The sequence below is a fragment of the Litoreibacter ascidiaceicola genome (assembly GCF_900129235.1).
GTDB lineage: Bacteria > Pseudomonadota > Alphaproteobacteria > Rhodobacterales > Rhodobacteraceae > Litoreibacter > Litoreibacter ascidiaceicola.
This window is the reverse complement of record NZ_FQUV01000001.1, coordinates 525,608-538,716: the sequence shown is the minus strand read 5'-3', so window position 1 is coordinate 538,716 and position 13,109 is coordinate 525,608. Positions and strand designations below refer to the sequence as shown.

Below are 13,109 nucleotides of genomic sequence, written 5' to 3'. Positions count from 1 at the left end.
AGCCTCCAATGCTCACCTTAAGGATTGAGGTTAACACTAGAATTTCGTCTGGCAACGGTTTTTCTGGGACGCGCGCGCGCCTCCGCCGTCGATGTCGAAATCTTGAGCACGGGCCTTGACGCTTTGCCACGCGAGGATCACCCTCCACTCGGTAAACCCTCGCCCAGCAAAGGACGCCCTCATGGACGCACGCGCCATTCTAGACAAACTGGTGTCATTTCAAACGGTCAGCAATGTCAGCAATCTGGATCTGATCGACTGGGTGGAGGACTACCTGAAAGGTCACGGCGTTTCCGCCACCCGCGTCTATAATGACGAGGGCAACAAGGCGTCGCTTTATGCCAATGTTGGCCCCGAAGTTGAGGGCGGCGTCGTACTGTCGGGCCATACCGATGTGGTCCCCGTCGAGGGGCAGGCATGGGACACCGATCCGTTCACCGTGGTCGAAAAAGACGGCAAGCTTTACGGGCGCGGGACCTGCGATATGAAGGGGTTTGATGCGCTGGCCTTGGCCGCCGTTCCATTGGCCCTGAAGCGTGGCGTGAAGCGGCCTTTGCAAATCGCACTTAGCTATGACGAGGAGGTGGGCTGTCTTGGCGCCCCGCCGATGATCGCGGAAATGCGCAAGCATCTGCCCGCCGCGGGTGCCGTGGTGGTGGGGGAGCCGTCGATGATGAAAGCCGTGTCCGGCCACAAGGGCGGTTATGGCTGGTGGATTCATGTGCACGGGTTTGAGGTCCATTCCTCCCTGCTGCATACGGGCGTCAACGCCATCATGTATGGCGTGAAGCTGATCGAATGGGCCAATCAGATAAACGACGCCAATATCGCGGCAACACCGTCGGCGCTTGCCGCACAGTTTGATCCGCCGTTCACCACCCTGCACACCGGTAAAATCTGGGGCGGCACCGCGCATAACATCACCGCCAAGGATTGCGAGTTTGGCATCGACTTCCGCTTGGTTCCCGGTGACGACATCAACACCTATCGCGACGCGCTGTTCGCCCGCGTGGAAGAGGTCGAAGCCTTGATGCAAGCGGTGGTTCCCGAAACCCGTATCGAGATCACCCAACGGTTTCATGTGCCGCCGCTCCAACCTGAACAGGACGGCGAGGCCGAACGTCTGGTACGCCAGCTTACAGGTGACAACGCCTCCCATGTGGTCAGCTACGGCACCGAGGCGGGTCAGTTTCAGGAAAAAGACTACTCCGCCATCATCTGCGGCCCCGGCGATATCGCCCAAGCCCACCAGCCCAACGAGTTTCTTGAAGTCTCGCAGTTTGAGGCGGGGCAGGCGTTCATGGCGAAATTGGTGGACCATCTGGCAAGCTGAACGCATCTTTGCAACCAAACTGCCCGGCTCGGCGTTGTCTTAGCAGACGAAAATGCGAGGTGGCGTGATGGACAAGCAGAAATACGGCACCGAGCGCCCCCATCTCCTCTTCTGCCTTGGCGTTCTGGGCCTGCTGGGCTGCGTCTCGCTAATCTCCGCGACCATCATGGGTCCTTATTTCGTTCCAAATCATGACTGGATTGCTGATACCATCTCCGACTTGGCGGCGGGCGAGGGCGAGATTATTATGGATGTCGGCCTGTACGGATTTGCCATTGGACTAATGGCGACGGCGCTTGCGGCGTCGCATGCCCATTTGGGTAATGTCGGCTGGTCCGTCGGCATCCTGAGCCTCGCTGCCCTTGCCGCGTTGGTCATTATCGTCGGCGCGCGCAACGAATACGGCGATGGCGACAGCGATGGCGTGGTTATCCATATCTACCTTGTTTACGGGTTGGGTATCTTCTTCCTGCTTGCCCCGCTGTGCATGGCGTCGGGGGCAGGGTGCCACGCCTCATGGGCGAAGGTTTCGTGCTTCGTTCTTGCAGGGATTTGGGCAGTGTCGGCGCCGGTGTTCTTCTTTTTGCCAACGGGAATAGACGGACTTTACGAACGCGCTTTGGGCGGTATCGCCTGCGCTTTTGTTATACTTTTGTCGGTCATATTCATTCAAAGAGCCCGACAAGCACGGGGAGAGAAGTCATGAGCACGACGCTGGAACTTTTGATGCGCGCGGCAATATCCATTGTGGTGATCGTCGCGCTGGTTCGGATCAATGGCTTGCGGTCATTCTCGAAAATGGCAGGTTTCGACTTTGCGTTGACGGTGGCGATAGGGTCGATCCTCGCCTTCATTATGACCAGCACCTCGACGCCCGTTTGGATCGGTCCAGTGGCGCTGGTGTTCCTGTTCGCGCTGCGCCACGCGCTTGCGCGCCTGCGAGAGCGCTTCGGTTGGGGCGACGCGCTCGACAACCCGCCGGTGTTCCTGATGTATGACGGGGAAATACTGGAGGCCAATCTCCAACGAACCCGTGTTACCCGCGCGGAGCTGATAGGCAAGTTGCGGGAGGCCAATGCACTGGAATTGTCAAAGGTGCGCGCGGTGATACTGGAGACCACTGGCGACGTCTCCGTTCTGCACGGTGATGCGGTTGACGATCTGCTGCTCGAAGACGTTTCTTGGGGCGATGTGCCTGCCCGCAACTGAGCGAACGTGACTTGCAGGGACGGAACAAGGCAGGCAGTCTGGCCAGTGAGTCCAATCAGGAGACACTCCCATGCCCGTCAAAAACCGCTTTGCCGAACTTTTGCCAGAAATCACCGAATGGCGTCGTGACATTCACGAGAATCCTGAAATCCTGTTTGAAACCCACCGGACCTCCGCCCTTGTGGCCGAAAAGCTCCGCGCGTTTGGCTGTGACGAGGTCGTCGAGGGCATCGGGCGCACGGGTGTCGTCGGGGTGATCAAGGGCAAGTCGAACAGCTCCGGCAAAACTATCGGTTTGCGCGCCGACATGGATGCGCTGCCGATCCTAGAAGCGACGGGTCTGGACTATGCCTCCAAAACGCCCGGCGCGATGCATGCCTGCGGGCATGATGGCCACACGGCGATGCTGCTGGGCGCTGCGAAATATCTGTCCGAGACACGCAATTTTGACGGCACGGTCGTGGTGATCTTCCAACCCGCCGAAGAAGGCGGCGGCGGCGGTCGCGAGATGTGCGAGGACGGGATGATGGACCACTGGTCCATCGACGAGGTCTACGGCATGCACAACTGGCCCGGCAAACCTGTCGGCAGCTTTGCGATCCGCCCTGGCGCTTTCTTCGCGGCGACCGACACGTTTACGCTCACCGTCAAAGGCCGTGGCGGGCATGCGGCCAAGCCGCAAGAAACGATTGATACCACCGTGATGGCGTCGCATCTGGTTCTGGCATTGCAAACCATTGCCTCGCGCAACGCCGATCCGGTGCAACAAATCGTCGTCTCCGTCACCAGCTTCGAAACCGAGAGCAAAGCGTTCAATGTGATCCCTGAGACGGTCACCCTGAAAGGCACCGTCCGCACCATGTCCACCGAAATGCGCGATCTGGCGGCCAAGCGCCTGCCGGAAATCGCACAAGGCGTGGCCACGACCTTTGGCGGCACTGTGGAGGTGAACTACATCAAAGGCTATCCCGTCATGGTGAACCATGAGGAGCAGACCGAATTCGCGGCCTCGGTCGCAACCAAAGTTTCCGGCGATTGCGCGGAAGCGCCCTTGGTCATGGGCGGCGAGGATTTCGCTTTCATGCTGGAAGAACGCCCCGGTGCCTATATCCTTGTGGGCAACGGCGACACCGCCAGCGTCCACCACCCCGAATACAACTTCAACGACGAGGCTATTCCGGCTGGATGCAGCTGGTGGGCTGAAATCGTGGAGCAACGCTTGGCAAGCTGAGCTGTCACAGGCGTGGGAGACCCCGCCTGCCTATGACGGATGCACGATCATGACGGGCCGCCGCCATGCGCGGAAGGCCTGATAGCCGTTGATGCCACCAAGCAGCAGGTTGAACAACAGGATCGGCATAAGTTCCAACGCGAACCCATAAGCGATGAATAGCAGGTTGGACCCGAACAACGCGGCGCGCAGCCAGCGGATGTCATTGGTCGATGCTGACAAAAGCACGAAGCCGTATGCAAGAAACCCAAGGCTGTCCATCAGACAGAACTCCATAAAAACAAAACCAGTGGCACGGAAATATTGATGTGCCTTAATCTTTGCATAGAGAGGGTTTTTCGTGCTGCAAATAGGCGGGAGGCGTAATTCACGCCGCCCACACGGTTTACTCACACTCGCGGAACGCTGAGCTATCCGGCGATGAAAACACGGTAGAAAAAGACCGCGCTCATCACGAATCCGACGGTCGCGACGATCGCGCGAACGACCGGCATTGGCAGCGCTTTGGAAATCGGCGCACCCGCGTAGCCCCCCGCGGTGGAGGCGACCATCATCATCAGGCCCGCTTGCCACTCGATAATCCCTGCACCCGCGAAGATTGCGACCGAGATCATGGATAGAATAAAGCTCATCGCGGTTTTCAGCCCGTTCATCTGGTGGATATTCGTCATCCCCCACAGCGAGAACAGCGCCAGCAGAATGATCCCGAGCCCGCCGTTGAAGTAGCCGCCATAGGTCGACACCGCGAACATGCCGACAAAGCCAAACGGCGTGACCGATTGCGATCGCTTGGCCGCCCATGCGCGGATGCGCGCGCCGAACAGGAAAACCAGCGTGGCCAGCAACAGCAAGAACGGCACAAGGGCCGAGAACGCGCGGTCCGACGAGATCAGCAGCAGGAATGATCCAACCGCCCCCCCGAGCAGCCCGATCCCGATCAGGCGGATCAGCTGCTTGCGGTCGAACTCCATGACCTCTTTGCGAAACCCGAGCGCTCCGCCCAGATAGCCGGGCAACACGGCGACCGTCGAGGTCGCGTTGGCCACTACCGGCGGGATGCCAACGAAAACGAGGGCGGGGAAGGTCAGGAACGTGCCGCCACCCGCAATGGTGTTCAGAACACCCGCGCCAAAGGCGGCAGAGAGGAGCAGCAGAATTTCGAAAAGGGTCATAACGGTCCGAGGTTCTTGGAATGTGTGTCACATCCAGTGCCACAAGACGACAGCGCTGACCAGCGGGCTTAGGGTTTTCGTATGAACCAGAGGAAAGGGATAAGGCCCAGCAAAGTCGCCAAAGGCGTGAGCCACGGGGACCACATCAACGCCCAAAACGGCTCGTGCCAGTACCAAGTAGCCCCGAAGTCGCCACGGTATCCAAACGCTGTTTCAAAATAGGACCACAGACACAGGGTTAGCCACGCGGCACCCAAAACTGGCCACCTCAAGCTGTTCGATCTTAGCAAAAAACTCACTATAGCGAGCAAGGCTGCGCCAACAGCGCAGATGACCAAGGCTTCGATGATGATGCCACCAAGGCTGGCGGGATAGATGCCGTAGCCCAGTTGGCGCTCGCCGGTCAGGTAGCCATGAAAAAAGCCGAAGGTGACAACTTCATGCAAAAGCCAAGCGGCAAACAGACTAAACCAACCCGCGACCCAGACCTTAGCCACCCGTATGGCTCATATGCCTCGACATCTGGCCGCCCAGTTCTTGGCGGGAATAATCGAAATCGTGGCCCTTGGGTTTCAGGCCAATCGCGGCGCGAATGGCCTCTTCCAGAGGGGCGTCGCTTTCCGAGGACCGCAAAGGTCCGCGCAGATCGGATTTCCCTTCTTGGCCCAAGCACGTGTAAATCTCACCGGTGCAGGTGATCCGCACGCGGTTGCAGCTTTCGCAGAAATTGTGGGACAGCGGCGTGATCAGGCCGATCCTCTGACCGGTCTCCTCAAGCCGCATATAACGGGCAGGGCCGCCCGTGCGATCCGACAGGTCGGTCAGGGTGAACTGTTCGGCCAAAGTCGCGCGCAGATCGTTCAGCGACCAGAATTGCCCGATGCGGTTTTCGTTGCCGATATCGCCCATGGGCATCACTTCGATAAAAGTCAGGTCCATCCCCAGATCGGCACACCACGCGGCGAGATCGAACAACTCGTCCTCGTTGAAGCCTTTCAACGCCACGGCGTTGATCTTGACCTTGAGGCCTGCTTTCAATGCAGCTTCCACGCCGCGCAGCACTTGAGGCAGGCGGCCCCAGCGGGTGATTTCGGCGAATTTTTTTTCGTCCAGCGTATCAAGCGAGATATTCACCCGACGCACACCAGCCGCATACAGGTCAGCCGCGTATTTTTCCAACTGGGAGCCATTGGTGGTCAACGTCAGCTCTTTCAGCGCGTCGCTTTCCAGATGTCGCCCCATGCCTTCGAAAAAGCCCATGATTCCGCGCCGCACCAAAGGCTCCCCGCCGGTAATGCGCAGCTTTTCAACGCCGAGACCGATAAACGCGGTGCACAGGCGGTCCAACTCTTCCAGTGTCAGCAGCTCTTTCTTGGGCAAAAACTGCATGTTCTCGGACATGCAATAGACGCAGCGAAAGTCGCAGCGGTCCGTGACGGACAGGCGCAGATAGGTGATGGCACGCTGAAACGGATCGACGAGAGGATTTTTCATGTGCTTAAGGTAGTCCCCGGCGCGCCCCGCGACAACCCAACTTAGGTCGTTGATGAACGGTTTCGGAGCGGGTAACCTTTTTGGTATGAAACACCATATCCTATCCGCCGCCCTTATCGTGACGCTTTCCGCATGCGGGGGGCAGTTTTCAAACCCGTTTGAAGGGCTGGGTGCGCAGCCCGAACCTCCGATCGACGAGTCGTTAAGCGATGTCGACGCAACTGACCCGCCAGCACCGACCGAGCCATCGGTGGTCGAAGTCGGGGCAGGTGGGCAAAGCGCCGCGTCGCTGGACAAAACCACCGAAGCCGAGAAGGAAGCCGCCACTGCGGCACCTGCGGGCGGTTCCGTGCTTGGCAAGACCGTGGCCAGCTTGGGCGATCCGACGGAGCAGGGATTCTGGCTGCGCACGCCGCTTGTCGAGACCGAAACCCAAGGCTCTGTCGAGACAGCAGGCGGCGCGGTGGTTCAAGTGAAACTGATCCCGATTGACGGCCCTGCCTCTGCGGGCAGCCGCATTTCGCTTGCAGCGATGCGGGCGCTGGATTTGGGGCTTACCGATCTGGCGACGTTGACCGTCTCTAAAAGCTAGCTCTGACGCTTGATCATCTGGGCCGCTTCGCGACGCGCGGAGCGGGTCATCCGGTCGCCATGCTCCTCCAGAAACGCCTGCACCCGAGGCACATCGAACCGCGACAGGTCCCGCAGCCACCACGCAACGGCGCGCTGGATCAGCGGGTCATGGTCTTCGGCATACAGCGCGGCCCAGCCCAGAACACGGTCGCGAACGGCCTCGTCTGCCAGTTTGGAGCGGTTCTGTTTGGTCCATGGTTGGGTGAAATCCAGCACCGCGCGGCGGGTCCAGACATGCTCGGATGCTGTCCACGCGTCCATTTGGTCCAGCCTTGAGGTATCCCAAACCACGCGTTTGGCTCCGGCATTGGCAACTTGGTCGGCAATGGCCGCACAATCCACCTCAGGCAACCAAGACACGATCAAGTCCCAAGCGGGCGCATCGTCGGGGCGCAACCTTGCCTGCGTCAGAAGCTTCGCGGCGCAGATACGCGCCTCGTGAATATTGCTGTCCCACAGGGCTGCGGCAAGGGTCAGGCGGGTGGCAAGATCATCGCCGCGCCAGTCTTTCGCCAGCGCATCCAGTGTCGGGGTCGGAATGCCTAGATAGCGACGCTCAACCCCGTGATAGGCGGCAAGCTCGTCGGCCTTGCTCGCATCCGCGAGGCTTTCGAGATGGGCGAGTGCAGTGTCCGGGTTCATTCTACAGTCACCGATTTTGCGAGGTTGCGAGGCTGGTCCACATCGGTGCCTTTGGCAACAGCGGTGTGGTAGGCCAGAAGTTGCGCCGGAACCGCATACAAGATGGGCGCGAGGAAGGGGCTGATGCTGGGCATCACCACGGTCTCCCAAACGCCGTCGCTGGCTTCTTTCGCGCCCTCGGCGTCGGTGATCAGCACGACCTTGCCGCCGCGCGCCATGACTTCTTGCATGTTGGATATGGTCTTGTCGAAAAGCTCGTCCGTCGGGGCCATCACCACGACCGGTACGTTCTTGTCGATTAGCGCAATGGGGCCGTGCTTCAATTCACCTGATGCATAACCTTCGGCGTGTATATAGCTGATCTCTTTCAGTTTTAATGCGCCTTCAAGGGCCAGCGGATACATCGGGCCACGGCCCAAAAACAGCACGTCTTGTGCCGATGCAATCTTCCGCGCCACGCGCTTGATGGATTTCTCCAGCGCAAGGGATTGGTTCAATATGCCGGGAAGCAGGTTCAGGTCCGCCATATGCGCGGCCAAGGCCGCGTCGTCCAGATGGCCGCGTTGATGGCCTGCCTTCAACGCCAGCGCCGCCAGGGCCAATAGCTGGCAGGTGAAGGCTTTGGTGGAGGCCACCCCAACCTCGACGCCTGCCATGATCGGCAAGGCCAGATCGCTTTCGCGGGCGATGGAGCTTTCGGGCACGTTCACCACCGACAGGATCATCGCGGCGCGGTCCTTGGCGTAGCGCAGGGCGGCCAAGGTATCCGCCGTCTCGCCGGACTGAGACACAAACAGCGCGTAGGACTTGTCCGAGATCACCGGCTTGCGGTAGCGGAACTCGGACGCGATATCGACGTCGACGGGCAGGCCCGCGATCTGCTCGAACCAGTATTTCGCCACCTGACAGGCAAGGTTTGCCGTGCCGCAGGCCACCATGGTGATGCGGTCGCATTTGGTGAAATCCAGCGTGCCGTTTGGCAGCTCGATGCCTTTGCCGTCCGCGGTGCTATACGCCTTCAGCGCATCCGCCAGCACGATGGGTTGCTCGGCGATTTCCTTGGCCATGAAGTGTTTGTGCCCGGCTTTCTCGATCCGCGCTTCGTCAAGCGCCAGCGTCTTCGCCGCGCGGTTCGCCAACTGGCCGTTCGCATCGTAGATTTCGAGGCTGGTTCGGGTGAGCACCGCGCGGTCGCCTTCTTCCAGATAGGTCACGCGGTTGGTCATCGGGGCCAGCGCAATGGCGTCCGACCCGACATACATCTCGCCGTCGCCATGGCCGATCGCAAGGGGGGAGCCTTTACGCGCCGCGATCATCAAATCCTCTTCGCCGTGGAACAGGAAGCACAGCGCAAACGCGCCATCCAGCATCGCGATGGTTTGCTCGGCGGCGTCGCGCGGGGCAAGACCTTGCTCCAGAAACCGGCGCGCCAGCAGTACCACTGTTTCCGTATCGGTCTCGGTCTCGCTGACGTAGCCATCTGCTGCAAGTTCGGCGCGTAACTCTTTGAAGTTCTCGATAATTCCGTTGTGGACGACTGCAACCGGACCCGATTGATGCGGGTGTGCGTTCACCACGGATGGGGCACCATGGGTAGCCCAGCGGGTGTGGCCGATGCCGGATTTCCCTGCAAGCGGGTCATGGACCAGAAGGTCCGACAGGTTCACAAGTTTGCCCACAGCGCGGCGGCGGTCCAGCTCCCCGTTATTAACGGTCGCGATCCCTGCGCTGTCATAGCCGCGATATTCGAGACGCTTCAGCGCTTCGACTATGATCGGTGCAACTTCATGAGTTCCAAGAACTCCAACGATTCCACACATTTAAGCGTCCTTCTTCATCTTCTTGGCGCGCAGCATCTGCATCAGTTTGCGGGCAAGCCCCGTCTTGTTGGTCTGCCGGACCCGTGACAGGGCAAGGTCGCCATCAGGCACATCCTCGGTCACCACTGTGCCGGAACCCGTCATGGCGTCCGCACCCACGTCGACAGGGGCGATCAGCAAGGTGTTCGAGCCGATAAAGGCCCCCGCGCCGATCGTCGTGCGGTGTTTGAACACGCCGTCATAATTGCAGGTGATCGTGCCTGCGCCGATATTCGCGCCAGCCCCGACATGGGCGTCGCCCACATAGGACAGGTGGTTGACCTTCGCACCTTCGGCCAGCGTGGCGTTCTTGATCTCGACGAAGTTGCCGACTTTGGCACCTTCCTCCAGCTCCGCACCGGGGCGCAGGCGGGCAAAGGGGCCAACGACGGCACCTTGTGATACATGGCAGCCCTCCAGATGGCAAAACGCCTTGATCTCGGCGCCGGATTCGACGGTGACGTCTGGGCCGAACACCACATTTGGGCCGATCACCGCATCGCGGCCAAGCACCGTATCATAGGCGAAATAGGTGGTTTCGGGCTGGGCAAGGGAGACGCCGTTCTCCAGTGCGTCCGCCCGCATCCGCGCCTGAAACGCGGCTTCGGCGGCGGCCAGTTCGGCGCGGGTATTGATCCCCAAGGTCTCCGCCTCGTCGCAGGTTACTGCGGCGGCGCTCATGCCGCCAGCACGGGCGAGGCCGACGATGTCGGTCAGGTAATATTCGCCACTGGCATTGTCGTTGCCAACGCGTGAAATCAAATCAAATATAGTTCGCGCGTCACACATAATGACGCCGGAATTACAAAGCGTTACAGCAAGCTCTTCAGGGCTGGCATCCTTGGCCTCAACGATCTTTTCCAGCGTGTCACCCTTGGTGATCAACCGGCCGTACCGACCTGGATCAGCGGCATCGAACCCCAGCACGACCACATCTGCGGTGGCGCGGGCCTCTGCCATCCGCTCCAGCGTATCGCCGGAGACGAAGGGCGTGTCACCATACAAGACCACCACGTCGCCTTCGAAATCGCCCAAGACGTGACGGGCTTGGTCCACTGCGTGGGCGGTGCCGTTTTGTTCGGTCTGGCGGGCGAAGGTGAGTTGGTCGTCATGCTTTGTCAGCACTTTTTCGACCTGATCCGCGCCATGGCCGGTGACGACCACGGTTTTCTCCGGCTCCAACACAGACGCCGCACGCAGGGCGTGGATCGCCAGCGGGGCCGCGCCGATCTGGTGCAGGACCTTGGGAAGGTCGGAATTCATGCGGCTGCCTTGTCCGGCAGCCAATAGGATTAGTGCGACTGGTTTACTGCTCACGCTTGAGGCCATTCCCGGTTGCCCGGCCTTTCCTTCTTGTTGCCCCCGTTCTATCCGTATCGTGCTGCGGCGCAAGGTGCGCCTGCGTCACAACAGGTTTCGCCACGTTACAAGGAAGCATCCATGCGCACGGTAATTTTCGACCTCGACGGCACCTTGGCCGATACCAGCGGCGATCTGCTTGCCGCTGCCAATGTCTGCTTTCGCGGGTTGGGCCATGGTGACGTGCTGACAACCGCAACGGATCGCGGCACCGCCGTGCGCGGTGCGCGGGCGATGCTGACCGAAGGGTTCGAGCGGTTGGGCCAACCGTTTGCCCAAAGTGACATCGACGAGCAGTTTCCGATCCTGCTGGAGGCCTATGGCAACGACATCGCCACCCACACCACGATCTATCCCGGTGCGCGGGAGGCCGTGTCGCGATTGCGGGACGCCGGTTACAAGGTCGGCATTTGCACCAACAAGCCCGAAGTTCTGGCCGAACAGCTTATGGCTGCGCTGGATTTCCGCGACGTGTTCCACAGCCTCGTTGGGGCGGACACGCTTACCGTGCGCAAGCCGGACCCGTTGCCATTTGTCGAAGCGGTCACGCGGGCAGGGGGCGATCCCGCCCGTGCCGTGTTGGTGGGCGACACCCAGACTGACCGCGACACCTCGACCAATGCCGGTGCGCCGTCGATCCTTGTGACCTTCGGGCCGGGCAATTTCGACGTGTCCTCCCTGAAGCCTGAGGCGCTGTTGGACCATTTCGACGACCTCGACGGGATCGTCGCGCGGCTCATCGCTTGACTGTCCATCTGCGCCCGACCAATGTCATGGCCGCAACATGCCGGAGGCATTGGTGATGTTCGAAGTTTTTGACGGCAGCTTTACCCAGCAAGAGCCCATCCCCGACGAAGGGATTGCCGCCGCCATGGCCGTTTTGCAGCACGGGCGGCTGCACCGCTATAACGTGACACAGGGCGAACTGGGCGAAACTGCGCTTCTGGAGCAGGAATTCGCCGCCTTTACGGGGGCGAAATATGCGCTGGCGGTGGCCTCTGGCGGCTATGCCATGGGCTGCGCCTTGCGCGCGGTGGGGGTGAAGGCTGGCGACACTGTGTTGTCCAACGGCTTCACGCTGGCCCCTGTGCCCGGTGCGATTGCGTCTGTTGGCGCGGAGCCGCTTTTTGTGGAAACCGCCGACACCCTGACCATCGACCTTGATGACTTAGAGGCGCAGATCGAGGCGTCGGCGGCCAAGGTCTTGCTGTTGTCACATATGCGCGGGCATTTGTGCGATATGGACCGGCTCATGGCGATTTGCGACGCCGCAGGGGTCGTCGTGATCGAGGATTGCGCGCACACGATGGGGGCAAGCTGGCAAGGCACGCCCTCGGGGCGGCACGGCGTTGTCGGCTGTTATTCCTGCCAGACCTATAAACATGTGAATTCGGGCGAGGGCGGGTTTCTGATCTCCGACGATCCGGAGGTCATGGCGCGGGCGATTATCCTGTCCGGCTCCTATATGCTTTATGAACGCCACGCGGCGGCCCCACCTGCCGAGGTGTTCGAACGGGTGAAATACGTCACCCCGAATATCTCGGGCCGTATGGACAATCTGCGCGCCGCGATCCTGCGCCCGCAGCTGGCAAAATTGCCAGCGCAGGTGCAGGCGTGGAACGACCGGTATGCCGCCTTGGAAAATGGCTTGCGTAATGCGCCGGGCCTTGCGGTTATCGAACGCGACCCGCGCGGGGTGTATGTCGGCTCATCCGTCCAGTTCCGGCTGCCCGAGGCTTCGGGGCCGGAAATCGAGGAGTTTACCTCCCGATGCGCCGCCCGCGGCGTGGAGCTTAAATGGTTCGGCGCGGCCGAGCCCAAAGCCTTCACCTCGCGCTACGACAGCTGGCGGTACGCGCGGCCGCAGGCCTTGGCGCGGACGGACGAAATTCTGTCCGGCCTGCTGGACATGCGCCTGCCGTTGACCTTCTCCGTCGCTGACTGCGAGGTGATTGCCCGCATCATTCAAAGCGAGGCCCGCGCCTTGCAGGGCCGAGCGGCCTTGGCGGGCTAGGGCAGACAGACCGGTCGCCGGATAGCCCGGCTCGTTTGCCGGTGCAGGCGGTGTGGCGGGCAGCGCGGTCGATACGCCTTGCGCCCCAGCCGACTGGCCGGCAGTCAGATGGGCCATGCGGTAGACGCGGTTATGCTCCTCAACGATCCGCTTCAGATCACCG

At 60.7% G+C, this 13,109-nt stretch carries 14 protein-coding genes; 7 read left to right on the top strand and 7 right to left on the bottom strand.

The window, feature by feature from the left end; genetic code table 11:
• The first annotated feature begins 181 nt into the window (after positions 1-181).
• From argE to BUB72_RS02540, 4 genes are all read left to right on the top strand, one after another.
• A complete protein-coding gene (argE, locus tag BUB72_RS02555; protein WP_073140058.1) occupies positions 182-1,333 on the top strand; it encodes an acetylornithine deacetylase in 1,152 nt (383 codons plus the stop codon).
• Positions 1,334-1,400: 67 nt separating this feature from the next.
• Positions 1,401-2,039 carry a DUF998 domain-containing protein gene (locus tag BUB72_RS02550; protein WP_073140055.1) on the top strand — a complete coding sequence of 213 codons (639 nt, stop codon included), beginning with the start codon at positions 1,401-1,403 and terminating at the stop codon, positions 2,037-2,039.
• On the top strand, positions 2,036-2,542 hold the full coding sequence (locus tag BUB72_RS02545) for a DUF421 domain-containing protein (protein WP_073140051.1): 507 nt from the start codon (positions 2,036-2,038) through the stop codon (positions 2,540-2,542). Before BUB72_RS02550 ends, BUB72_RS02545 begins: the two co-directional genes overlap by 4 nt.
• 70 nt (positions 2,543-2,612) lie before the next feature.
• Complete coding sequence (locus tag BUB72_RS02540) at positions 2,613-3,773, top strand: M20 aminoacylase family protein (RefSeq protein WP_073140048.1); 1,161 nt, start codon at positions 2,613-2,615, stop codon at positions 3,771-3,773.
• 30 nt (positions 3,774-3,803) lie between these two features.
• On the opposite strand, the gene BUB72_RS02535 is transcribed toward BUB72_RS02540, so the two are convergent.
• The 4 genes from BUB72_RS02535 to moaA all read right to left on the bottom strand — a co-directional run bounded on the left by BUB72_RS02535 (position 3,804) and on the right by moaA (position 6,439).
• Positions 3,804-4,034 (bottom strand): hypothetical protein, encoded by a 231-nt coding sequence (locus tag BUB72_RS02535; protein ID WP_073140045.1) that lies wholly within the window; start codon positions 4,032-4,034, stop codon positions 3,804-3,806.
• A gap of 149 nt (positions 4,035-4,183) precedes the next feature.
• Positions 4,184-4,945 carry a sulfite exporter TauE/SafE family protein gene (locus BUB72_RS02530; protein ID WP_073140043.1) on the bottom strand — a complete coding sequence of 254 codons (762 nt, stop codon included), beginning with the start codon at positions 4,943-4,945 and terminating at the stop codon, positions 4,184-4,186.
• A 68-nt stretch (positions 4,946-5,013) separates the two neighbouring features.
• Positions 5,014-5,442 (bottom strand): hypothetical protein, encoded by a 429-nt coding sequence (locus BUB72_RS02525; RefSeq protein WP_073140039.1) that lies wholly within the window; start codon positions 5,440-5,442, stop codon positions 5,014-5,016.
• The gene (gene moaA / locus BUB72_RS02520; RefSeq protein ID WP_073140036.1) at positions 5,435-6,439 is read right to left on the bottom strand and encodes a GTP 3',8-cyclase MoaA; all 1,005 of its coding nucleotides are present in this window, start codon (positions 6,437-6,439) and stop codon (positions 5,435-5,437) included. The genes BUB72_RS02525 and moaA overlap by 8 nt, the downstream gene beginning before the upstream one ends.
• 85 nt (positions 6,440-6,524) lie before the next feature.
• Between moaA and BUB72_RS02515 the strand changes: the two genes are divergently transcribed.
• Complete coding sequence (locus tag BUB72_RS02515; RefSeq protein ID WP_073140500.1) at positions 6,525-7,031, top strand: hypothetical protein; 507 nt, start codon at positions 6,525-6,527, stop codon at positions 7,029-7,031.
• Here the strand turns inward: BUB72_RS02515 and BUB72_RS02510 are convergent.
• The 3 genes from BUB72_RS02510 to glmU are packed head-to-tail and all read right to left on the bottom strand — an operon-like array spanning position 7,028 to position 10,890.
• Entirely contained in the window at positions 7,028-7,714 is a 687-nt protein-coding gene (locus BUB72_RS02510) for a DNA alkylation repair protein (RefSeq protein ID WP_073140033.1), read from the bottom strand. The genes BUB72_RS02515 and BUB72_RS02510 overlap by 4 nt on opposite strands.
• Positions 7,711-9,534, bottom strand: coding sequence for a glutamine--fructose-6-phosphate transaminase (isomerizing) (gene glmS / locus BUB72_RS02505; RefSeq protein WP_073140030.1), 1,824 nt, complete (start codon positions 9,532-9,534; stop codon positions 7,711-7,713). The genes BUB72_RS02510 and glmS overlap by 4 nt, the downstream gene beginning before the upstream one ends.
• Positions 9,535-10,890, bottom strand: coding sequence for a bifunctional UDP-N-acetylglucosamine diphosphorylase/glucosamine-1-phosphate N-acetyltransferase GlmU (gene glmU, locus BUB72_RS02500; protein WP_281250173.1), 1,356 nt, complete (start codon positions 10,888-10,890; stop codon positions 9,535-9,537).
• Positions 10,891-11,013: 123 nt separating this feature from the next.
• Here glmU and BUB72_RS02495 point away from each other — a divergent pair, with 123 nt between their 5' ends.
• Positions 11,014-11,679 (top strand): HAD-IA family hydrolase, encoded by a 666-nt coding sequence (locus BUB72_RS02495; RefSeq protein ID WP_073140024.1) that lies wholly within the window; start codon positions 11,014-11,016, stop codon positions 11,677-11,679.
• A gap of 55 nt (positions 11,680-11,734) precedes the next feature.
• Positions 11,735-12,946 (top strand): DegT/DnrJ/EryC1/StrS family aminotransferase, encoded by a 1,212-nt coding sequence (locus BUB72_RS02490; protein WP_073140496.1) that lies wholly within the window; start codon positions 11,735-11,737, stop codon positions 12,944-12,946.
• Positions 12,947-13,109: the final 163 nt, after the last annotated feature.

Excerpts from the sequence above, each read along its gene's own strand:
- BUB72_RS02510 (WP_073140033.1), bottom strand. The coding sequence starts at position 7,714 with ATGAACCCGGACACTGCACTCGCCCATCTCGAAAGCCTCGCGGATGCG.
- moaA (WP_073140036.1), bottom strand. The coding sequence starts at position 6,439 with ATGAAAAATCCTCTCGTCGATCCGTTTCAGCGTGCCATCACCTATCTG.
- BUB72_RS02535 (WP_073140045.1), bottom strand. The coding sequence starts at position 4,034 with ATGGACAGCCTTGGGTTTCTTGCATACGGCTTCGTGCTTTTGTCAGCA.
- BUB72_RS02545 (WP_073140051.1), top strand. The coding sequence starts at position 2,036 with ATGAGCACGACGCTGGAACTTTTGATGCGCGCGGCAATATCCATTGTG.
- BUB72_RS02490 (WP_073140496.1), top strand. The coding sequence starts at position 11,735 with ATGTTCGAAGTTTTTGACGGCAGCTTTACCCAGCAAGAGCCCATCCCC.
- BUB72_RS02530 (WP_073140043.1), bottom strand. The coding sequence starts at position 4,945 with ATGACCCTTTTCGAAATTCTGCTGCTCCTCTCTGCCGCCTTTGGCGCG.
- glmS (WP_073140030.1), bottom strand. The coding sequence starts at position 9,534 with ATGTGTGGAATCGTTGGAGTTCTTGGAACTCATGAAGTTGCACCGATC.
- BUB72_RS02495 (WP_073140024.1), top strand. The coding sequence starts at position 11,014 with ATGCGCACGGTAATTTTCGACCTCGACGGCACCTTGGCCGATACCAGC.
- BUB72_RS02515 (WP_073140500.1), top strand. The coding sequence starts at position 6,525 with ATGAAACACCATATCCTATCCGCCGCCCTTATCGTGACGCTTTCCGCA.
- BUB72_RS02540 (WP_073140048.1), top strand. The coding sequence starts at position 2,613 with ATGCCCGTCAAAAACCGCTTTGCCGAACTTTTGCCAGAAATCACCGAA.
- argE (WP_073140058.1), top strand. The coding sequence starts at position 182 with ATGGACGCACGCGCCATTCTAGACAAACTGGTGTCATTTCAAACGGTC.
- BUB72_RS02550 (WP_073140055.1), top strand. The coding sequence starts at position 1,401 with ATGGACAAGCAGAAATACGGCACCGAGCGCCCCCATCTCCTCTTCTGC.